The following is a 24,205-nucleotide window of genomic DNA, read 5'->3' as shown; positions in this document are numbered from 1 at the left end:
AAGTTGAAGAAGATCACGATCAAATCAACGAAATTAAAGAGCAAGTCCATTGGCAAAAATGCGTTTAAGGGAACGGCAAAGAACCTTGTTATCAATGTGCCAAAGAAACAATATAAGGCATACAAAAAGTTCCTGAAGAAGAAGGGCAACAAGACAGTAAAGGTTAAGAAATACTAAAGTTTGGTTATTCAGTCCAGTTCATTAAGCTTAAAATTTAGAGCCATGACAATCACAACCACCGGCTAAGCCGGTGGTTTGCTTTGCGGACTATAAGGCCTCTTTGCCGGCGTCTGAGTTTAAAGACTCGCCGAAAGGTCTGCCCACCGCATCAGTCACTTACTTAAGCCCCCTGGGCTTATTATTAATTGTTTTTCTTTACTGGCTCACCCTTGAACGGGTCAACATACGCTTTGATTGTCATCTGGTCATATTCCAAATCTTCTTGTAATTGATTTCGAATATATTCTTCTATTTTCTTTGCATTTTTTCCTGCTGTATCAACATAATATCCTCTACACCAGAAATGTCTATTCCCATATTTATATTTTAAATTTTGCATGTCTCTCAAATATCATCAATGTACTTTTTCCCTTTAGATATCCTATAAAATATGAAACACTCATTTTGGGTGGAATTTCAACAAGCAAATGAATATGATCTGGACATACTTCTCCTTCTATAATATTTACACCTTTTCTTTTACAAAGCATGGTAATTATATTGCGAATATCTTCTCTTAACTTTCCATACGCTACCTCTCTTCTATACTTTGGTGCAAAAACTATATGATACTTACAATCCCATGTAGTATGTGATAAACTGTTATTGTTGTTCATACAGACAACCTCCTTTGTTTTTTAATGTGGTTGGCAGACCATCATTATTATGACAAAGGAGCTTATCATTGCACATCGCTTAAGCTCTTTCCACCACCCGCATAGCAGGTGGTTTATTTATTTGCTGCATTCCATTTCTCCTCCAAGAAAAACTACATTTCGCAAATGAAGCCTCTAGGCCTATATAAAAAAAGAGGATCGCTAAAAATAACGATCCTCTCTTTCTACTTCTTGCCAAATGCTATCATAACTTATGTACAGTTAGGCATTTCAGCATATTATTTTGCTACTACATACTGAACCCATCTCTTAACATTACTAATACTGTCAGATGCTTCTACCTTTGTAGTAGACTCTTTGCTTTCGACCTTCTTCAGATAATATGTGTATACTTTAGAACGGTCTGCATAACGATACTGTGTTTTATAGGAGGATACCACTTGTCTTGTAGATTCTCCATACCAACATGGAGCACTTCCGTATAAATTGAAATAACCTCCAATTTGTTTTGAATACTGATTACCTACACAGGCAAGCTGAGCTCCCCAACCTCGTTCCTGATAATTGGTACAAGACTTTCCACCCCACACACCAGAACAAGGTCCGGATGTTCTTCCATCTGCAGATAAATATCTAATGTAATTATACTGCGTGGCATATCCATTAGGAACAGACTGCGTCTCAACCTTTCTGGAATCACTGCCACTAATATTACCATCTGACCAGCCGCTCCAGCCTCCATATGGTCCCCATACCCAAGAAGAATCATATAAGGTATAACCTGCTACCGAGCTATTGCTAGACGTAATTTTTGTTGTGTAATCATACGTCCACTTTTCGCCAACAATTGTAGCATTATCTGGAACTTCTGATTCCAATACCCAATCCATAGAACCATACTTTAACTTATTGTAACTGTCCTCATTAATTGTCACAAGTTTTCCACTTGTAAAGTTCAGCAAAGAATCGCCTTCCACTTTACCGTAGATCATATAGTCACCTGTCAATACTAATTTACCAACAATATTAGCATTCAATCTCGTCAAGGACACATCTTTGGACAATACAACGTTAGAACTTGTCGACTCCAACTTAATCGTACCATATAACGAAATATCTGTCTTATCAGCAGACAATATCATGGCAAATCCATTTGTCTTAGCGGATATTCTTGCCAAATTCAGTTTTTCAGAAGAACATACAATCGGAGCTGATTTATTGTCTTCAAACACAAAACCGTTCAGTGTAGTTTCTTTAGCATCGGAAGAAATCTTAAGTCCTTTATATGCTTTATTACCACCATTTAATTCAAAATAATCTGTTGATTTGGTTATATCATATGTCTTATTTGCTAACGTATCTTCCATATCAGCCAGATTAACAATTAACTTGGTAGCTCCTGAGGTAATTGCCGCATTGGCAATATCACTATTCTTGGCATTTACTGTAACTTTTCCTGCTCCGGTAAATGCATTTTTGCCAAGCTTCTTAATGTTTGTAGTTACCGTAAAATCATCCAAACTACTACATCCACTAAACGCCTTATCGCCAATAGTTTGTAGTCCCTCTGCCTTGACAGAAGTAAGTGATGAACATCCTTCGAAAGCTTGATCCGGTATTTCTGTAATATGCTTGCTAAGTTTGATCGACTTAAGCTTATCATTTCCGGCAAAAGCATCTTTTTCGATACCAACGATCTTAACAACGGATGTTGTTCCGTCACCGTTGTCGGTAGAAATATAGTCTGGAATATACACATTAGTTCCTTCACCAGTATAGTCTACAACCGTACCTGTTTCACTATCATAAACAAGCCCCTTGGATCTTAGCAGGGCATTATCAATATACTGGTTTACTTCAAACGGAACTTCAAATGGTAAAATTCCATTTTCATAATCATCAAAGCTATGTGTCTGTTTCGAATAGTCAATGAAATCATATGTGTCATCATCCTGTACACCATATGTATATACATAATAGGAACTAGACGCAATATCATATCCTACAACAGCAAAGACATGAATTGTTCCAGCACATACCATTCTGTAATATCCCTCTGGAGCCTCCGCATTCGAATACGTCTTGGAAGTAGTTTCCGTCTTTTGTGTCGAATATGTCAATGCGGTAGCATATTCCTGTGAGGATGAAGAGGTATTACTTGACGAAGATGCTGTTGTTTCCGATCCTCCCTCTGAATGGCTCTTGTTATATCCATATGTATCACTTACTTTACTACTTAAAGCTGTAGAGTTCGTACTACTCTCACTGGATGAGTTGCTTTTCTGTTTACTTGATGAATTATTCCATGTTTTACTCTTTGACTTTTCAGTAGTATTGTCTTGATTTGCAGTTAGGCTTGCATCAATTTTAGCCTCTGTTCCTAGAGCTTCAGTTCCTATACTTGTCCCTATTGATGCTGATATACCTGTTTTGTCAACAGTTGAATCATTCTTATTAGTAGTTTTTTCCTTTCCCTTAACAGTCACAACACTATTCTCGGAAACTTTACTACTAGAATCTTCTACTACCTTTCCACTTTCATCCGTATGAGTCTTAACAAGTGTCAAACTGTCATTCCAATCTTTTGATAGAGTCCAAGATGTTGTTTCAGTTGTTGAATGCGCCAGTGAATTAACAATAGAATTCGATGTACTTTCATTAATTGTTCCACTTGATGTTATAGTCTCTGAAATTGTTAAACCACTTGTATTTCCAAAATCCTTAATGGTATATAAAGGAACATTCTCCATCTGCCCAATTTCATATGCAAATAAATACTGTCCATCTTTATCATTTTCATAAATAATCGGCTCGCCTAACTGTTTTACCGGTCTTGTCTGATTTCTCTTACTGGTCCAGTTAGCATGCAAGGTAATGTTTCCGGTTTTACCCAATGGAATCTTATCAACAAGATTATCTTTCTCATCGGTCCATCCCATAAATGTATAGCCAAACCACTCAGGATTCGTCAATGTCGCACCTTCATTTACCTTGTATTTAATGCTATCCACTTTTGCCAATGGTGAATCAAAAGTAATCGTATACTCTCTTGCTGTCCAATGCGCATACAGATCGACATTACCCTTCTCGCCTGCAGCAATCTGTTTTACCTGCTTGGCATTAGAACCTTCTCCATCATACCAACCTTCAAAAATATAACCTTCACAACTAATATTCTTCAATGTTAAACCAGTTTCAGAGCTATATGTATTCGGGTTTGTATTTTCAATTTCCTGCTTCTGCAAATATGCATCATCCTCATACAGATGATAGGTAATAGAGTTCTCTGAATTCTCCAATTTTGGAACAACTTCCTGTTTTACTAACACTGCACCACACTCACCACAATGTGAGCCTTCGGTAAGTCCTGTATTTTCTGTAGTAGCAGCTACTGCAGCATCTACCACGGAAACATGTCCCTTAGCTGGAATTACAGTATCTTCCAATTTGATATTATTAAGACCTTTTTCGTCGCTATAATATTTACCACAAGAGGTGCAGTGATAATAAGCCTGATTACCCTTTTCAGTACAAGTAGCTTCCTTTGCCTCAACCGCCTTCATGGTATGGGTGTGTTTCTCCGTTGTCGTACCAAGATTCACGCCATATCCACCTGCAATATATCGACGCACAAGAATAACATCTGCTGAGTTAATTCTTCCATCCTCATTGACATCACAAGCTTTCTCGTTAATAGTCTGCTCATATCCACCTGCTATCTGTCTTCTCATCATAATGACATCTGTAGAATTAATTTTGTTGTCCTCATTAAGGTCACCCGGTGTAAATGCAGAAATTCCAATTTCGCCGTCTTCTGTTTTTACATCTACAGCATTCAAATCTGCATCAACCATATCTCCAGCGTCACAAGATACACTAATCTTATAGCTTTCTCCTGATTTTGCAGTGTCGCTCACCTTAAAAGAAAGTTTTAAGATGGTGCCATCTTTGATGTCATCCGCTGTTATTTCCTGTCCATCCCATACGAATTTACATGGAGACTGTATTTTTCCCGGTTTTGTCAATACTAGAGAGGAGAACGCATCTCCTGCAGTTGCATCAGTAAGCGTCAGACCCTCATCATATTTCAAACTAACAGTTGCTCCTAATATTCCCGGATTATCTTTTACATCAACAGTAACATCTACTGTTGCACCAGGCTTCGCTGTCTGACTTTGCACAGAAAGTGTAACCTGTTTTTTAGCTGTGTCTGCCTTTACATAATGCGACGGACAACCGGTCACAATCATAGCAGCAGCAAGCACACTGACAATAATTTTTTTTGCTATTTTCATAAATGCTCCTTTCTCACATCTAATGTTAAGATGCGTCTTTTACTATAGTTATTGTTCCATTGCGCAATTCCAGATCAATTGGCATTAAATCGCCATCTACAATATCACCGGAATTATAATAAAATCCAATGTCATACTCTCCTTCTGCAGCTTCTTCCGAAACATCAAAGGTCAATAACAGCATTACACCGTCTTTTACATTATCTTTGGTGATTGATTCACCATCCCACGTAAATTTGCAATTATTTTTTAGGATATTTGCCTTTGTCATAACTAATGCATCTTTAAGTGCATCTCCATTGGAGGCATCTGTTAACGTCAGAATTTTGTCGTTATAATCTATCCCCAAAGTCATGCCCAAAATTCCAGGATTGCTATTAATATACACCGGTACTTGTACTGTTTTCGCTCCCGGAAACGTCTTTACGTCTCCGACAATAATTGCCGAAGTCATATCCTTCTCATACATTGCTGTGACAATCAAATCCTCTGTCACGTTATCATATGCCTTATCCCATGATTGGAAATTATAACCTATTCTCTTTGGAACATTTGGTGCAACTGCAGCTTTCCCAATCTCCACAGTTTCTTCTTTCAGTACTGTATTGTCATAATCCACAAACTTCACCTTGAACGGTCCTGTAGGACTTGCCGTAGGCTCACTACTTGGCTTAGCACTTGGTGCTACCGTAGGCTGCACTGTCGGTTTACTACTTGGTGGCACTGTTGGTATTGTTGTTGCCCCTGGGTTCTTTGTTGGTTCAGGTTGTCCAGAAGACGAAGGTAACTGTATGTATTTTAGTCCCTCAAAACAAAAGGAAACTGATATTACATCACCTTTGTTCACAGGTATTTTCTGCGTACCAAGTGTTTCAGATGCATCATCAACATAGTCATATGGATTTCTTAACTCAAAACGATAATACCCACTTTCATCACTATCAAACCACCCTTCACCCAATTCGAGAGAACGATCATTGATCTTAACTTCTGTAACGAAACCAAACATTTTATCTTTAACATCGTTATATTTCATGTTGGTATCAACCGTCAATACCGCAATATCTGTGTCTGCATTTTGTACAGTATATGTTGCAGTATATGTTCCATCCTCTGTAATATAAACTGCACCATCTTGATAACCAAATCTATAATCTTTCCAATTCTTTCCAGCATATCCTATTGCTGCCTTAACTGCCGGTCCGATTGGCTCTGGAGATGGTGTTATTGTTGGCGCATTTGTCGGAACCGGTTGTGTAGAAGCTTTAGGAGCTTCTGTAACACTTGGTTGTTTTGTCACAATCGGCTTCTTCGTTGCTGTCGGTCGCTTCTTTATTGGCTGCACAACGATGCGGCAAGAAGCCTTTGCTTTTTTGTTTTTCTTGGAAATAGCAGTGATTTTTACTGTACCAGCTCTTTTTGCCTTAACAACACCTGAATTGCTAACTGTCGCAATACGTTTATTGCTAGATTTCCATTTCACTTTTTTGGTTGCTTTATTGGGCTTTACTTTCTTTACTTTTAACTTATGCTTTTGCCCAACAAGCATCTTTTTGGTTTTCACAGACAAATATATTTTTTTTGGTTTCTTTGTCTGTTTTGCATCTGCATTTGGTGCAATACTTAACACAGTCAAACACATGATCAGACCAATTGCCAGATGCTTTTTCATCTTTGAAACATAATCAAGTTTCATCACTATCCCTCCTTCTGTATTTTTTGACCATTAATGTGTAATTGTTATTTTTCCATTTGCGATTAATGGTGACACGGGCAATAAATTTTTATCTATCACATCTCCTTCCTCATATTTTATTTTTATTTGATACACTCCCGAAGTCGTTGACTTAGGAATGTCAAATAACAACTCTGCTATCTCTCCATCCTGAATTTGATAGTCCTCAATCTGCTGCCCATCCCACATACATTTACAGCCATTCTTTAATTTTCCTGCTTTTGTTAATGTCAAAATATCTTTGAAAGCCTTTCCATTTTTAATATCTTTCAATTTCAGCCGGCTGTCATCATAATATACAGACCAAGTCATTCCCAAAATTCCAGTGTTGTTTGCTATTTTTACCGGTACCTTCACATTAGTTTGTCCTGGCTGCACTTTAACATTTGCAACTGTTATCCTAGTTACCGTATTGTCTTCTTTATAAAGTGCTTTTATCTGTAAATCAGATTTTATATGTTCATAAGATTTATTCCATTTATCAAAACGATAGTTCTTTCTTTCCTTTACTATTGGGGGTGTTGCATTTTTATTTTGTAATACAATTTCTGCTTTTAACACATTATTGTCGTAATCAATAAATGTAACCTTATGTGTACGTTGACTGCTTTTTTGCTTTTTATCAGATTTTCCAACTGCAATGCGATTTCCATCCGAAAGATGAAGCATCAGCTCACGATTGTCATCCGTGGCGTAACCAACCACTCTAACGCGATCTTTTTCTGCATAATGTTTTTTCTTTGTCAGGGAATACTGTGATATTTTTTGTTTACCAATCTGACAATTCTTCTTATCAATAACCACCAACTTATCCAATAGCGAATCGCACCATTCTTTCTCTGACCCCTCAAAATTATTATCTCCAATTACATGCGTAATAGCATTTTGTCGGCTCGCTATATAGATGCCTCCTAATGCCAATGCCACAGCTATAACACTTGTCCATACAATTTTTTTATTAAATTTCATCTGTAATAATCACTCCCAGCTTAAATTTTATATTTTTAACGTTCCTATCATACCCTATCGTTTACCATTGAAATTTCCAATTTTTTCAATATCTTTCATTGACCTCAATTTGATTAAATCCGCTCTATTTCTACATCTTATTTTTATGCTGATCATGTTCATTCTACATTACACCGGGTGAATTGTATAATTTGCACAATTTTCACATGTGAACTTTGTGAAACTTTTTCGTAAAAAAAATATATTTTTGCCCCACCGTCTTAACCTTACAATGCTTCAGCTCGCTTTCTATAAACATCCGTACTATAAAAGAGACCGCCAATCGGCGGTCTCCTCTATATCCCACAACACTTATCTTTCTTTAATTCCTTGATATTCCTATTTTACCTTGATCTTTACGCTCTTCTTTTTGCCACTGCCATCGGTTGCATAAACTGTAATCTTCACAGTACCTTTTTTCTTGGCCTTAACTACACCCTTTGCAGATACTGCAACTATCTTCTTATTAGAAGATTTCCAGCAATACTGCGTGGATGCCAGCTTTTTGCCCGGTTTTGCTTTTACCTTTAATTTCAGCTTTTTGCCTTTCTTAAGGTTACGCTTTCCTGCCTTAACGGTAAGTTTCTTGACGGGCTTTTTCATGACTTGGATACGAACTTTTTTGCTTAATCCATTGGCTGTCGTAATCGTAATGACTGCCTTGCCTGCTTTTTTGCCTGCTTTTACAGTACCATTTGCCGTTACTTTCACGATGGACGGTCGGCTGCTCTTAAATGTTAGTTTTTGACTTGCAGCATTTCTCGGAACCCACTGAACAGTAAGTTTCATTTTTTTCTTAGCAGCAAGTTTATAGCGAGAACCCACTGCAATTTTACCTGCTCCCTTAACTTTAGCATACACAACAAATCCTTTCGCCGTTACACTTGGTTGTCCCAGCTGATGCGATGGCATCGCACTCGGACTTGCACTTGGGCTCACGCTTGGGTCTGTGCCCGGATTCACACTTGGACTTGTACTTGGGCTCACGCTTGGCGTTGTACTCGGTTTCGGACTCGGCGCTATGCTTGGACTCACGCTTGGCGTTGTACTCGGTTTCGAGCTTGGTGCTGTGCTTGGGCTCACGCTTGGTTTTGTACTTGGTTTCGCACTTGGCGCTGTGCTTGGACTCACACTTGGCGTTACACTCGGATTCGCGCTTGGCGCTGTGCTTGGGCTCACGCTTGGAGCCTCGCTCGGATTCGAGCTTGGTGCTGTGCTTGGGCTCACGCTTGGCGTTGCACTCGGTTTTGTACTTGGCTCTACCGACCCATTTGCCTTTGCACCGCTAACAGCAAAGGTAATTTCCACTGTATTGTTTCCCTGATACGAAGCGTTATTAAAGGAAGCTTTTTTCTGTCTTTCTGCCGACACATCCTGAATATGTGTCATGACATCTGCCCAAATATTAATAAAAGAAAAATCAAACACATTATTCGATAGTCCATCGGATGCTGCCGATTTCAGACTGCCATCATAGGTATACGTGTCATCTTTGATCGTGTACTGTTTCCCATTTACTGTTATTGATTTCAGCGTAATAACTGCATAGTTAAGTGCTGAATCTGCCGCTTCGGCTGCCTGAATATCTTTGATATACAGCGAACCGATGTTTTTAAGCTGCGTATCTGTCGGCTTAACAGACAACGTAAATTCTTCATCTTTCGTTGAAATATCTGCACTTTGTTCACTGGCGATCGTTGTCCAGCCGGATGTATCTAACATATACAGCTTTGTCCGTATATAGGAAGGTTTTGGCACGGTCACGTTGCATGTTGCCTGACATCCGGACGCAATTGCTGCCGTAATTGTACAAGTACCTGCACCCACTGCTGTGACTAAACCGTTGGAATTTACTGTAGCTACTTTCTCATCATCGGATGTCCATTTAATAATATCTTTGCTGTCAGATGGTGTTAAGGTTGCATTAAGCTGTGTTCCCGCATCCCCAACATGAATTGTGATTTCCTGCTGATCCAAAGCTATCCCGGTTGCCGTGGAAGATGCACGATAGATCTCCATCATTGCATCAATAATGTCTTGATGCGTTACCTGACAAGAATACCGATTTATCAGACAAAAGCCATAGTCGCCATCGTATCCATTATCCCATGCGACAGGCACCAGTTCGTACTGTTTTGCATAATAACATACTTTCTGATAATAATCGGCTCGACATGCCTTATTCTGCGTATCATAGTTTGCTTTGTTGATGGCTCCAAACTCGCCGATGATAACGCCATATCCCTGAGACACGAATTTATCATTCATTTTCTTAAACTGCGAAGCCATATAACTTTCATCACCCCAAGTCGGTACTTTGGATTGGTTTGTTGCTTCGCTGCCCCACTGCGTTTTGTCGGCTGATTCTGTACCACAAAAATCCCATGGATCGTAGTAGTGTACAGAAATCATAATTCTTTTTTCGCCGGATGCAATATCAGACGATAAATACTGATCCGTTGGCAGCACAAAGCCATAATTGTCTGCCGTATAATTAATGTTTGTATTCCATCCAGGTATCAACAGCCATCTGCGATCGTTGTTGCCACCGGTCTGACGAACCGTATCCACAAAAATCTGATTATAATCATTGATATTGTTATACGCTGTCTTATTTGGAGTACCATAGGTTCCATCAAATTCTTCGTTCATTGACTCAAAAATCAAATGTTCATCATAATTTTTGAAACGATCAGCAATTTGCTCCCAGCATGCCTTGTACTTGGCTTTGATCTTGGTCTGATCGCTGCTTGCGCAGAGCAGCCAGCCACCGCTTACCGTTGTGTAACCGTCTCCATGCATGTTAACGATTGCATACATATCGTTCTGTACACAATAGTCTACTACTTCCTGTACATGATCCAGCCATGCAGAATCAATTTTGTATCCATTGTTATCATCGATTTTGCTCAAATAAGATACCGGAATTCGAATTGATTGAAATCCCGCTGCTTTTGCTGCCAAAACAAATTTTTTGGTTAAAACCGGATTCCCCCATGCTGTCTCGTTTGGAGTTCCACCACTATTTGCTTCCAGGGAGTTTCCTAAATTATATCCAACACCCATTGCCTCCGTGATCTGTTGTCTGTTTAGATCTTGGAAGGAATCTGTCCCCGCCGTCTTCTTTGTTGAAACTTTCTTTGTCACGCTGGCGACTTTACCATTTTCTGTTACGCTTGCCGCTTTCTTTGTCGAGGTTCTGTCCGTCACGCTAACGATCTTACCTTTTTCTGTTGTACCTTCTGCCTTTCCTGTCGCGCTAGACATTGTAAATGATGTTACAACCATCGCCGCACTTAGCAAGTACGCCCATATTCTCTTTTGTTTTCGCATGTTTTCACCATACCTTTCTATTATTTGTTAAATTCTTTTTCCCACGAACATACACTTTCCTCCGTACAACAAATACGATAAATTGTTCATGCACATCACGTCCCTAAATACTTCCTTCATTATACTACAAAGCAATCTAAGTGGATACACTTTTCTTATATTTTTGTCTTTCTCTCCTACTTCGGTGACTGGATTCTCCATTTTCGTCATTCCAGCTTGCCTTCCTCTTGTTTCGGTTGACTGATTTGACGATTTCGATAATTCCAGCTTGTCTTTCTCACCTATTCCGTTGACTGGATTCTCTATTTTTGTCATTTCAGCTTGTCTTTTTCTTGCTTTGGTTGACTGATTTGATAATTTCTATAATTCCAGCTTGCCTTTCCCTCCTACTTCGGTGACTGGCATCTTAATTTTCAATTTTCCAGTTATTTTATATCGGCTTTCTCCATGACAGTATTCAATCCCCCTCCAAAAAGATATCAAAAAATCTCTCTAGTCCAAATAGATACCAAAAAATCTCTCATCAATCCAAATAGATTTATTGCAGAAAATGACGTTCCACTGCAGAATATGACGTTCCATTGCAACAAATAACATTTCCTTGCGTCTATTTAAATGTAACCAGTTCAAACTTCGCACATCCAAATCTACTGCCAGGTCACAGATTGCTTATTATGTCACAAAAATAATAGCTACTTTGCAGCCAACAAGCTGACTTGTTCTGCCGGCAGTGAACTAAGATAATTGCTGCAAGGCAATTACTATAGTTCTCTGCTGGCAGAAATCGCTATGTTGTGGCTGCAAAATACTTAGTATTCTGACATAATAAGCAATACGTGACAACATGATAATTTTTGATGTGCGAAGTTTGAGCAACTCATAAAAACCATCCATAAACGCAGATTTCTGCGCATCGTACCACGATAGAGAATCTTCCCTATTCATGGTATGATAGATGGAATCTTACAGCACTGACAAAAAGGAGGGAATCATGGAAGACAACGATATTGTAGCGCTTCTTTGGGAACGGCAGGAGCCTGCACTTGCACACTTACAAGATAAATATAGTACATATCTTATGCAGATCACGCGACGTATCATCATTGATGAAGAAGATGCTAAGGAATGTGTCAATGATGTTTGGCTCAAAGTATGGAATTCTATTCCACCCGGCAAGCCCAAGCATTTAGCAGGATATCTGGCAAAAATCGCCCGCAATCTTGCATTGGACAAATACCGTCAGCACAATGCCGCGAAACGAGGAGGGGGACACTTGGAGGCTAGTCTTGAAGAATTGGAAGAATGTATTTCCGGTTCTAACGAAATTGAGGAAAAGATTAACATAGAGCATCTAAAAACCGTGATCCAACAGTTTTTGGAACGCTCACCGAAAAAGAAACGAATCATTTTTTTACAGCGTTACTTTTATATGTTAGATACTGCCGAAATCGCATATATGATGCAAATGAAAGAAACCAGTATACGCTCTATCCTTTCACGCATGCGAAAGGAATTAAAAAGCGTTTTAGAAGAAGGAGGGATCTGGGTATGATGAGAGAGCAAGACCATAACCGCAAATCAGAACTGTTATTGCAGGCAATTGGCGAGCTGCCGGATGAGATGATCGCACAGGCAGCACCACAAAACTTACCACTTACGAAGCATCGAGGCGCAAAATTGTTGCGTCCACAAATGTTTCCCGCTGCTGCAATGGTAGGTATTGGTGTCGGTCTATGCCTGTTGGCACATCATTATACGTCTCAAAATAATGGTGATCCAAACGCAACAAATTCATCAGAATATGCATATACCAACACATCTCCAAATCCAGACAATAATAATGCTTCCGGGGCAGATACAAACGAGATGGAGGACAATTCGAATTCCATAGCAAATCTTGCTTCCTCTCTAGGTCTGCAGGTGATCGCCTACGCAAAAGAAAACGAAGGCAGCAAGGCATACGGTTGCTATAGCAGCCCTACAAAAGCACCATCGAACGAAACTGATGATGAGGGTACAGCTAAGAAATCCCGTTCAAAAGGCGACACAGAAACTCCTACAGAAAACTCTCGTTCGAAAAGTAATACAGAAATACAGCCAGGGAACTCTCGCTCGAAAAGTAATACAGAAACACAGTTAGGGAACTCTGACGCAGAAGATGCGCAGCAATCACAGTCGGAACCTTTAGAGGATTACAAGAAAGTCACCTTGAAAGCGGAAAATCCATGCCTTCTTGGTGAATATTCTCCTTACATGAGTTCCGTTCCGGCTATGCCATTTTCGTTTGAATTGTCTTCTTCTGCCGAAAACATCCGCATTGAAGTTGCAGCCGATTCACATGGCAGCATACAGCTTTGGGGCAAGAATTCATCCGAAGGCAGCCTAACTATGACAAAAGAAGCGAAAAAACTTTCCTGCAAACCCGGTGACATTATTTACTGGGCACCGAAGTCTTTCAAACCTGGCAAAAGCCGTTTAACCGTGCGCTTATACAAAGGCAACGAGCTGCTCGGAACACAGGCTATACAGATCACTTGCGACAAGAATTATAAATACCGTGCAAAATTACTGTCCACGGATACAGCCTTTGCCACACCAAAAATGGATGCCAAATGGTATTCAACCAACGAAGCTGCCATTCAAAAACGACTTGCATCGTACCCGGCATCATACTCATCTGCGAACGCTGCTGCCAAAAAACAGGTTCTTATGATTCCAACCATAAACAGTTCTGCCAAGCAAGCACAAACTGCGACTGCGATATTAAACGAATTTGTTTCACGTTTTCAAAAATGTAAAAAAAAGCAGCTTTCCTATAAGCAGGCATTAGTGATCGTGCAGTTTACGGTAGAAGGTGATGCGATTTATGATTATATTCTAAATAAGGATGGCGTCCTGTATATCTACGAAGATACGAGCCGCGATGCATATGCCGGCGGTAATACCAGTCGCTTCATACGCACAACTACTGTACGCAAAACAGTACAGAACAAGGAGGACAACCAGCTTATTACTTATGAATTTGGTCCCGCCGATAACAATTGCAGCATCACTCTGAATAGTAGCAAACAATAAATACAAAATACAACATAAGCAGAAAAGGCATCTGTACCTCACTGTGCAGCAACATAAGCAGAAAGGACGTCTACAATACACCGCAAATATAGCGTCAGAAAAGAAAAGCACCCTCTGAGCGGACGTAAATCCAACGATCCGTCCCCAGAGGGTGCTTTTTATCAAACTCGCAAATTCGCTCTTTCAAAGCTTTTCCGTTTGTTTCACAAACTTACTTGCTCGTTAACGAGCCCAGAAAAACAAATGTCTGCTTCGCAGCCGCTTGTTTTTCTCTGAGGCTCATCATATCACAAATTCGCTATGCTACCTTCTTACTTTTAAGCCATTTCTTATACGCTTTTTTCTTGCTCTTTGGCACCTTGATCACAACCTTTTTCGCAATACCAGCAAAGGACTTCTTCGTAACTTTCTTAAGTTTCTTCGAAGTGATCCGTACTTTTTTCAGCTTCTTACACTTGCTAAAGGCGTTGGCACCAATCTTTGTAACATTCTTACCGATAACAACGGTCTGCAGTTTCTTCTTGCCACGCAAAGCTCCTGATGCAACTTCTGTTACCTTGTAGTTTTTACCCTTGTATTTGATTGTTGCAGGAACGGTCACTTTCTTGACATCCTTTTTGATACCGGTCATCTTGACAGTATTTGCGGATAATTGCTTATAACGGGCATTTCCCACTTGGATAATTTCTGTCTTCTCCTGCGGCAATGGAACTACCTTCCCCGGCGTCTTTGTCGGCGCTGGCGTTGGTTTCACGGCTGTGCCATCCTGAACAACCACGCGGCATACCTTTGCTTTGTCCATTCCATTCATAGTTACCAAAATATAAGCTGTACCTGCTTTTTTCGCATGAATCAGACCACCGCCGAGAAGCTCAACGATATCATCGTCACTGGATGTCCAGTAAAAGGATGCATAGACTTCGTTTCGATCCGGTTTCAGGTTCAATTTCTTCTCCTGTCCCACTTTCAGTACAATATCATTTTGATCCAAAGTGAAATCTGTCGCAGTGTATGCTTCCTCATTCTCAAAATATTCTGAAATTGGAATAACATGGACAACCAATTTGGCAGAGACACCATTTCCTGCCGAAATGGTAATCGTTGCCGTTCCTGCTTTGACTGCCATCCAATCACGTGAGTCTGGCTCTATATAATCAGAATCTTCATGATCTGATTCTTGTAACCGCACAACAGTATTGTCTGAACTCGTCAACGTAACATTCGCTGTGTTGGCATTATACGGTGCTACACCATAGTTAATATGGAATTCATGCCACTCCGGTACATAAATCTCTGACCGCTCCAACGCAATCTTAGTTGGCTTTACTAACTTACTCTCATCTTCCCACTGTGCTGTTAGAGTGGTATCCTCTGTAAAGATGTCTCCCTTTTGCTGTCTGACACTGAAATCATCTTTATCATAGTACCAACCGGTAAAAATATATCCCTCTTTGGTTGGTGCGCTCGGAATATCGTTTTCCTTTGTCGATGTTGTGGTGACTTTCTTGTAAACTTCACCATCCACCATGTAAGTCAGTGTAACCGGCTTTGGTGCAATAGCGTCCAGATTATTATCAATCCAGTCAACACGATCTGCGATCCAAGTTTTCAAACGCTGAATTTCCTGTGCATAGCTCAACTTTCCTGTTGCGCTGTTATAGTTATCGTCATACCCGCCGTCACTAAAATCGTTAAATCCCCATTTATTGAAATTGTTATCTGCGGATACCGCAAGTTCCTGTGCATACCGGTCCAAAATTCCACCGTCAGCAATGGCATCCTCCAATGCTCCTGCTAGCGTTACCCAATACTCTTTTACCTGCTGTGCAAACTCCGGATCTTCCATCAAGCGGTTAAACCATGTTCTCTGAGTAACAAATCCGCTATAGGAATCTTCCTCTTCGCTATAGTCATTGGAAGACCAGGCTACATAATCAAAGTCCCACAACGGTCCCCAATATAGCTTACCCTTGGCATCCGCTGTGTCCTGTTTTTTGTACAGATAGGTGCTCGTGGAAATAAATGCATCTCCATTCATAGAGACCTCCTGCATCCAATAATAGGCAATTGCTGACTTCACATCCATTAAGTCTTGATACGATGTTCCATCCTCATTTTTGAAGTCATCTCCATAAATTGCATCCTCTGTCTTCTTCATGTAATTCTCGATATAAGCCTTTGCCTGTGACTGACACGCTCCCGTTTCCGGAGATTCGATCAAATACGAATTATACGTTGTTTTGATCACGTTGTCTGTCTCTTCGTTTGGTTCCATGGATAACAGATAACCACCACTGACATCGGCACCTTTATCTGCCTTTTCAAGATCATTTTCATCCACACGATTCTCATCCAAACGAATCTGTTCGCACAGCAAATAGCTGCCTAAATACTCATGATTCATAATGACGTCAACCGGTACACATTCCGGTGTATATTCCATGCCAAGCTTACGTCCCAAATAATAGGTCAGGCGATTACGTACCAAACTATTATCATAATAATTTGCTAACAATACCCAATGCTTATTTTTACCCATGCCAAACAGATCCGCTTTCTTATCCAGCTTGATCTTATATGGTTTCTTTGGGACAGTCCAAGTTGAATTGCCACGGCCGCGTATATATTCCATATCGTAGCTGCCAGCCGTCTTCTTCGCTGCTGCCTCCGGATCCTTGCCATACTCTGCTGCATAGCCTTCCGGTACATCGATATTCATCTTACCATAGCATTCCGTATTATGTGAACTATCACCATTCATCTCGCTAATGCTTCCCAAAGACTCATCAATATCAAAAGATACGGTCGGAATACTTTCCTGCACGAATTGGATGGAACGCAGCAGTACGCTTGTCTTTTTGTCTGCTGCCGTTGTCTCATCCTGAAGCTGAACACGTACCGTATGTTTACCGGTCAGTTTCTCATTCTCTGCAAATTCATAGCTGTAAACTTTGGTCCTTGTCCAATTGTCTGTCTTTGGCTGATTTGGAATTCGCACTCTCACAGTTGGTGTAACAGCATCATCCAAATACACTTCCATATAGGTCTTTGTCGCTTTCTTAGCCAATGCATCGATCTGGATACGCTGCACCTTGTCTGTGCCAAAATCCAATGTGTTCTTTAATGTAATAGCCGCTCCGGATACTACCTTATTCTTGCCGGTGAGTAACAAGTTGTCGGCTGCTGTTTCAGTGTCAAATGTAATCCCCTCTGTTGTACAAGAAAGCCCCCCCTCCTCATACAGTTCTGCAAACTTCTGTGCCTTAAAATCCGCTGATATCGTTTTCAATGCTGTTTTCGAAACCGATTTCTTATTTGTGTCCCTCTCTGCTGTCTGATTAACTTGCCTTCCTATGCGGGTTTCAGCTTTTGCTCCTACCGTACCAGGAACCAAGCTAAAAATCATGGCTGCAGAAAGTACTAAGCTTGTCAATCGTTTGTGACGCTTCTTAAATTTCTCCATATGCTTCCTCCATTTCTTAATAATATACACTCAAGATTCTGAGAGTACATAATGCAGTGCTGATATCCTATGCCGGTTATTTTGAACAGGACTCTTCCCCCTTCGTAAACCAGCGTCACCCATCAGGCAACAAAACATGTTAGCACTATTTTTTCTACGTTTACATTGTAACACAACCCCAAATTCTAATAAATGACATTTTTATTACAATGACATATTTTTGCCACATTTTTGTCAAATTGCAACGCATTTGTCATTTCAAAAATTGTCATGCATCTCTTGTTCTGCTATACTTGAGATAATACGCGTTGAGGGAGGGCGTATCACGGAAAAGCATTTACAGAGAGCAAGAGAAAGGATTGAAAATTTTTATGAAATTAGAAAAGTTAAACAAAAAAGCATTATACTGCATGTATTTGGTCACCTCTATCGTTTGTGTGGTCATTGCCGCCGTTCTGGGCGTCATTGTCTTCTTTACCAGAACTGAAGCTTTCACTTCCAATAAAACAGTCATTGGATGGGTTACTATCATCTGCGCCATCATTATGATACTCGAGATCATTGAAACGATCGTATCCCCACTTTTTCGCTACCAGCGTTATGCTTACGGATTGACCGATGAAGAAGTACAGATTAAGGAAGGCTACCTCTTCTTAACACATACGATTGTGCCGATCAGCCGCCTTCATAAAATCGAAATTTCTTCCGGTCCGCTTGACCGCCTGTTTGGCCTTGCCAAAGTTGAAATCACTACTGCCGGCGGAGACGTAACGATCAAATTTCTTGAAAAAGATAAAGCAGAACATATTGCTGACAGCTTGAAACAGCGCATTAACGAAATCGTAGAGGAGGAACGTGCTAATGGACAATAAGTTTCGAAATCACCCGTCTCTAATGTTAGAGCAGCTTGGTGTATTCGGTGTCATTATTATCACATTTTTAATATCCTCCTTGGATGATCTTGACGAAATACTGGGCGATATCAAAAATTCTGATAGCACCACACTGCTTATCATCATATTAGTAATCCTTGCCGTGATACTATTTCGACTGGCAGTTAACACCATTGTTTGGTATAAGACTTGGATCACGGTAGATGAAACCAGTATCACGATTACGAAAAATACCATTTTTCGTTCTGTAAATACGATTGGTCTGCGCAATATTTCCAATATCAACATCGAGCGTAATCTATTGGAACGCATTCTCGGCACCAGTACGGTTAAGATCGATACCGAAAGCCGAAGTACCGCCGATACTACAGACGTCACCATTCTGCTTCGCAAAGACAAAGCCGAGGCACTTAGAGAGAGACTCTTAGCGGGGGCAACCGCTGCCAAACATACGCAAACTATAGCTGCCAACGAACAGCTTGATGGAACCGCAGGGGCTGCTGCTTCTGTCCCAAATAGCGAACAGACAAGCGATCCTACTTCTGTCCCAAACGACGGTCAGATAAGTGATCCTACTTCTGTCCCAAATAACGATCAGATAAGCAGAGCCACTTCCGTCCAAAATAATGGGCAGATGAGTACTGTTTCTTCTGTCCCAAATAACGGACAAGTAACCTCAGCAAATGCTGCTCCAAACAGCAGACAAGTATTATCCGAAGTAGCTTACAATACCAAACAAGTGCTTACCCACTGTGTTTACAGTGCTTCTATTATAAGTCTGCTCGTATGCCTTGCCGCTCTGATCGCCATTATTGCTTTTTTCTTAAAAATGGTTGTTTTCGGCGATCACAGCATCGGTTCCTTGATCCAAATGATCCCAACTGCATTAGGTGGAATCGTTGTCATTGGCTCCTTTGTCTATGCAGCACTGCGTAGTCTGATCGGTGATTTCTTCCGCTATTACAGTTTCCGGATCAAACGTATGCCGGATCATCTGCATATGGAATTTGGTCTGTTCAAACGCACCAGCTATGAAATCCCAATCAAACGCATCAGTTCGATCATCGTACAGCGTCCGGTATTTAGCCGTATTTCAAAGCGATGCTTTGTCGATATTATAAATATCGGTATGGGCGATGAAAAAGAAGAAAACACGCGTTTACTGCTCTCTATCCCAGAGAAACACTTACCGGAATTACTGCATCGTCTGCTTCCGGAATTCGATGCTTATTTCACCGAAAGTGATACCGCACCGATCCGTCCACCGAAAGCGATCTGGTGGAAAAAGATCATTGGTTCTGCCAAACTGCTTGTATTTTTAGCAATTGGGTGGGCTCTTATGATTACAGTCTTTGGCGTAACCGGTCTACCGGCAGTCCTGGGCTGTATCGGCTCTTTTGTGCTAGCAATGTTGATATATCTGATCGGCTGTTATGGCACTTACAAAGCCAACAAATTGCAGCTTCGTGAAAATTACATTGCAATAACAAACGGAATGTTTGCATCCTCTACACAATTTATTGATTATCACAAAATACAATATATGGAATTGCAGCAGACTCCGGTAGAACGCCTGCTGCATCTCCAGCACGGAATCGTCTATATTCTCGCCGGAGCGATGAATAGCTTTACCAGCATTCCATGCTTTGCAAAGGAACAGATTGATCCTATCGTACAGCTCTTCTTGGAAGATAGCTGCAACCGCAGAAAAAAATCGTAGTAACGCTAACTTCACATACCAAACCTTACTGACAGCCTACATATTGCTTATTATGTCAGTAATAAGCAATATATGGCTGGATAGTAGTTGAGAAATACGAAGTTAGAATAGAAAATTAAAAGCCGTGGATACAGAAAGGAGAGGTTACCTTGGAATATACTCACGTTGTACATGAATTTGCCCCTGTATACGATGCAGATTCTACCGTATTGATCTTAGGATCCTTTCCATCGGTAAAATCAAGAGAACAGCAATTTTATTACGGGCATCCGCGCAACCGCTTTTGGAAAGTGATCGCTGAATTATGCAATGAGCCTGCCCCGGAAAGTATCGCGGATAAAAAGATTCTATTGCACAGACACCATATCGCACTCTGGGACGTAATCGCCGAGTGCGATATCAAGGGGTCTAGTGACAGTTCTATTCGGAATGTGATCCCCAATGATATTCCTAAGATCATAGCCCTCTCCTCCATAACCGCTGTCTATGCCAATGGACGCAAAGCATACGACCTATACCAAAAATATGTGTATGATAATACGGGGCTGTCAATCGCACTACTACCATCGACCAGCCCCGCTAATGCAGCTTGCTCTTTTACACAGTTACTAAATACTTGGAACCGTATTCTAAACTAATCTAACTTTTCTTTCTCATAAGCAACACATTTATCATATCCTGCCTGTTTCACCTCACGGTACATCTTCTGTATACATGACTCAAATTCTTGATCGTCTTTGGCAAATATAGCATTCCAAGTCCCATCTTGAATCACTTTGCAAACTTTACGCAGGCACGACGGATACTCTTTTGTCTCGCCAAAGTCTACATCCAGATCCGGATAAATCGTATAGTTCCCTCTATTTTCCAAATACTCTGTAATCTCTTTGGCATTTTGATCCTTCTGCCACTGCGACAGAACCGTCTTATTATTGGCAGCCGCAAATTCCTGTTGTCTGCTCTCCGCTTCCGAAGACCAGCCGGAAATATCAAATGTTTCTCCACTGTCCGGATTGATATCAGACGCATAATACGGCGTATAATTTGCCGGACAACCATCCAGAAACATGATTCCATTGTACATCGCATACTTGGAATCTTTGCTTTGAAGTTCTACCGTGGCATCTTCTGCTGTCTTCTTGCCAAGATCGGTAAGATGTGGTTTTCCGTCTTTATCATAATACCAGCACAACCCTTCCGGTCCATGTAAGTTTTCCATGTAGCCAAGTGGGGATGCCAGATAAGCAGCAACCTTTTGCGCCAGTTTCAAATGTTTGGACGACCGATTAACCCCCAGACACCAACTCGCCTTACCGTCTGTCGTCGATGGGGAATATGCTGCCAGAACAGCAGATTTTGGGACAACCGGATACATCGGCCGCTCCTGTGCCGTTTCTTTCCATTTAGTATCATATTCACTGTTTCGATTGATTCCATCGATCAGACATAATACTTTGCCGGACTTTTTATCTGCCTCATAAGTATCCATATCCTTTGTCCGGGATTTCGGATCGAGCAGACCTTTTCGATAACATTGATTCCACTGTTTCAATATCTTCTGATATAAATTGGTATCCTCCGATCCATGCACAGCCGTCAAAAGATCCTGTACTTTGCCATCCGCACCGCGAACCATAAACTTACCTTCCCGAGAGTAGCCATAATATCCACTCAGCAACAGACTGACCGGCATACTGATCGTTTCATCCTTCTCATTATAAGACATCATACTCATTGCATAATTATTGCCGGATTTCTGCTTCATCTTGACCAAAACATCAAGCAGATTCTCAAAAGTATTGATCTCCGGGGAACCACACTCTTTGTACAAGTCGTAGCGCAGATCCCATGTATAGGCAAAGTTTTCATGATAATTTTGGCTGACGTTACGTGTATAATAATAACTGCCATCCGAAAGCTTCGCTAATTGATCATTCGTCAATCCATCAAACAGACTGAACTTCCCATCCTGCCGCATATCAATGAATAAATCATATGTTCCATCCGTATAGTTGATCTTCTCCGGGTCCGGCACCTCATAGACCACTTTCACGCCAAAGCGCTGCTCCAGCAGTTTGCCATACCATCCTGCATCTTCCCCGCTAAAATCACCGCTATGCGCAATATATAACGTCACAAGGTCTTTCTTGGCCGCCTGTTGGTCTTTCTCTTTGGAAGGTGTAATACCTTTTCCATTGGTCAAAAATACCGCAGCAACAAAGACGGCTAACACTGCCACAAGGATACCTATATATTTTTTGGTATTTTTGCTGGTTAATACATTTCGTACACGATGCTTGGTCGTATGTGCCCCAAATGCCAACTGTCCCGGTGCATTCAACCGATTCTTCTTAGCAAACCAGAGCAGGCTCTCTGAATACTGCGCCCTCTGCTCTCTGCTGCAGTCACGAAGTACATATTCGTCACAACTCATCTCCATATCACGTTCCATCATAACAAAGGCGATCCACACCAATGGATGGAACCAATAGATTGCTGTCAGCAGTGCCGCTGCACATTTTATCAAATAATCTTTACGGGTTATGTGATATTTTTCATGTGCTACAATATACTGTCTGCGATCCTCCTCCAAATGATATGGTATATATACTGCTGGGTGCAGGTAACCAAACACAAATGGGCTCGCAATCCCTTCACATTCATATACCTGATCCTCTACCGAAACCGCACGGCTTAGATATTTTTTGGTGCGCAGTGCACCCAATAACATATACAATAATCCTGCAACTACACCGATAATCCATACCTCTAAAATATACGGAGCCCATTTTGCAAAGTCCCATTTTCCGGACAGCACATCGGTCACCTGTTTCCATCCTGCCTGTATACTGCTCCCTACCGAAAGCTTAGCATCTGTTTTCTTCATGGAAGAAGCTGCCGTAGTACCGGCAGAAGTTTTCGAATCACTTTCCTTCCCTGCAGAGCTTTTAACATTATCTGTGGCAGAGCTTTTTGCATGATTCCCTACGGAACTCTTTGTATGATCTCCGACAGAATTCTTGGATGTATTCCCCTCTGCCTTGATCATCTCCGAAAGCTCTCCCGTTTCACACTGCACAGTATCTGTGGCACGTTTGACATTCGGTGCTGTCTGTGTATTTCCCGACACTTGCTGCCGGTCTGCCACCGTTGTATTCTGCTCATCATCTGATGTAGCTGCAACACTTTCTGACTGCGCTGTCGAGATCTGTTTGGCAACCTCGCTGCCATTTGGCACTACATTGTACAAACTGATCGGCGATGCGATCTGTACCGGAAGCACCAGCGATAACACCACTACAAACCATAAATAATAAGAATACTTTGCCGGGAATTTACGCAAAAGCAGCCTTCTGATCAACAATACTGCCACGATCACGATCGCCGTACGATAACTCGCATCCCATAACCAAAATAATACATTCTCCATACGCATCTCAACTCCTTTCTCAAACCCGTAGGCTTACTGCTCTTTCCGATAGCGGTCGATCATTTCCTGAATCTCTTTTGCTTCGTTGTCGGAAATATTACGTTCCCCTAGAAAAGCCGCAATAAAACGTGGTAAAGAACCCGAAAACGTTCGATCCACAAAATAGGCACTCTCATCTGACTGCACACGTTCCTGTGGGATCAACACCGATACGATTGCATGTTCATTTTGTATATATCCCTTTTGACATAACTTGCGAATCGTCGTATAGGTCGTCGATTTCTTCCACCCCAGTCTCTCCTCGCACAGCTTGACCAGTTCCCCCGAATTGATTGGCGCTTCCTGCCAAACCACTTGCATAAAACGATAGTCACTATCACATAACTTCAAGTATTCCATACCATACCCCTTTCTGCT

The 24,205-nt window shown here is 41.0% G+C and carries 12 protein-coding genes and 1 pseudogene; 5 read left to right on the top strand and 8 right to left on the bottom strand.

The annotated features are described in order from the left end of the window. Window positions 1–361: 361 nt before the first annotated feature. The 5 genes and pseudogenes from tnpA to DXB73_RS11690 form a co-directional block, all read right to left on the bottom strand. Window positions 362–836 (bottom strand): annotated as a pseudogene (gene tnpA, locus DXB73_RS11710) (IS200/IS605 family transposase). Between the two features lie 278 nt (window positions 837–1,114). After that, a complete protein-coding gene (locus DXB73_RS11705; protein ID WP_118691252.1) occupies window positions 1,115–5,131 on the bottom strand; it encodes a leucine-rich repeat protein in 4,017 nt (1,338 codons plus the stop codon). A 25-nt stretch (window positions 5,132–5,156) separates the two neighbouring features. Next, window positions 5,157–6,827: an Ig-like domain-containing protein gene (locus DXB73_RS11700; RefSeq protein ID WP_182448243.1), complete on the bottom strand. Its 1,671-nt coding sequence runs from the start codon at window positions 6,825–6,827 to the stop codon at window positions 5,157–5,159. Window positions 6,828–6,857: 30 nt separating this feature from the next. Beyond that, entirely contained in the window at window positions 6,858–7,835 is a 978-nt protein-coding gene (locus DXB73_RS11695; protein ID WP_118691251.1) for a cohesin domain-containing protein, read from the bottom strand. 378 nt (window positions 7,836–8,213) lie between these two features. Next, window positions 8,214–11,207 carry a cellulase family glycosylhydrolase gene (locus DXB73_RS11690; RefSeq protein WP_118691250.1) on the bottom strand — a complete coding sequence of 998 codons (2,994 nt, stop codon included), beginning with the start codon at window positions 11,205–11,207 and terminating at the stop codon, window positions 8,214–8,216. 991 nt (window positions 11,208–12,198) lie between these two features. Here DXB73_RS11690 and DXB73_RS11680 point away from each other — a divergent pair. Next, window positions 12,199–12,759, top strand: coding sequence for a sigma-70 family RNA polymerase sigma factor (locus tag DXB73_RS11680; RefSeq protein WP_182434074.1), 561 nt, complete (start codon window positions 12,199–12,201; stop codon window positions 12,757–12,759). Next, window positions 12,756–14,282 (top strand): DUF4362 domain-containing protein, encoded by a 1,527-nt coding sequence (locus DXB73_RS11675; protein WP_118691247.1) that lies wholly within the window; start codon window positions 12,756–12,758, stop codon window positions 14,280–14,282. The genes DXB73_RS11680 and DXB73_RS11675 overlap by 4 nt, the downstream gene beginning before the upstream one ends. A gap of 298 nt (window positions 14,283–14,580) precedes the next feature. Here DXB73_RS11675 and DXB73_RS11670 read toward each other — a convergent pair whose 3' ends face one another. Beyond that, window positions 14,581–17,745, bottom strand: coding sequence for a CotH kinase family protein (locus DXB73_RS11670; protein WP_118691246.1), 3,165 nt, complete (start codon window positions 17,743–17,745; stop codon window positions 14,581–14,583). Window positions 17,746–18,116: 371 nt separating this feature from the next. Between DXB73_RS11670 and DXB73_RS11665 the strand changes: the two genes are divergently transcribed. The 3 genes from DXB73_RS11665 (at window position 18,117) to DXB73_RS11655 (ending at window position 20,996) form a co-directional block, all read left to right on the top strand. Then, on the top strand, window positions 18,117–18,617 hold the full coding sequence (locus DXB73_RS11665; RefSeq protein ID WP_022025905.1) for a PH domain-containing protein: 501 nt from the start codon (window positions 18,117–18,119) through the stop codon (window positions 18,615–18,617). Continuing rightward, on the top strand, window positions 18,607–20,358 hold the full coding sequence (locus tag DXB73_RS11660; RefSeq protein WP_118691245.1) for a PH domain-containing protein: 1,752 nt from the start codon (window positions 18,607–18,609) through the stop codon (window positions 20,356–20,358). The genes DXB73_RS11665 and DXB73_RS11660 overlap by 11 nt, the downstream gene beginning before the upstream one ends. 149 nt (window positions 20,359–20,507) lie before the next feature. After that, entirely contained in the window at window positions 20,508–20,996 is a 489-nt protein-coding gene (locus DXB73_RS11655; protein WP_118691244.1) for a DNA-deoxyinosine glycosylase, read from the top strand. Here the strand turns inward: DXB73_RS11655 and DXB73_RS11650 are convergent. Beyond that, complete coding sequence (locus tag DXB73_RS11650) at window positions 20,993–23,788, bottom strand: M56 family metallopeptidase (protein ID WP_182448242.1); 2,796 nt, start codon at window positions 23,786–23,788, stop codon at window positions 20,993–20,995. The two genes, DXB73_RS11655 and DXB73_RS11650, sit on opposite strands and share 4 nt — an antisense overlap. A 33-nt stretch (window positions 23,789–23,821) precedes the next feature. Further along, window positions 23,822–24,187 (bottom strand): BlaI/MecI/CopY family transcriptional regulator, encoded by a 366-nt coding sequence (locus tag DXB73_RS11645; protein ID WP_118691242.1) that lies wholly within the window; start codon window positions 24,185–24,187, stop codon window positions 23,822–23,824. Window positions 24,188–24,205: the final 18 nt, after the last annotated feature.

The sequence above is a fragment of the Clostridium sp. OM05-6BH genome (assembly GCF_003481635.1).
Classification (GTDB): Bacteria; Bacillota; Clostridia; order Lachnospirales; family Lachnospiraceae; genus Butyribacter.
This window is presented reverse-complemented; position numbering and strand designations above follow the sequence as displayed.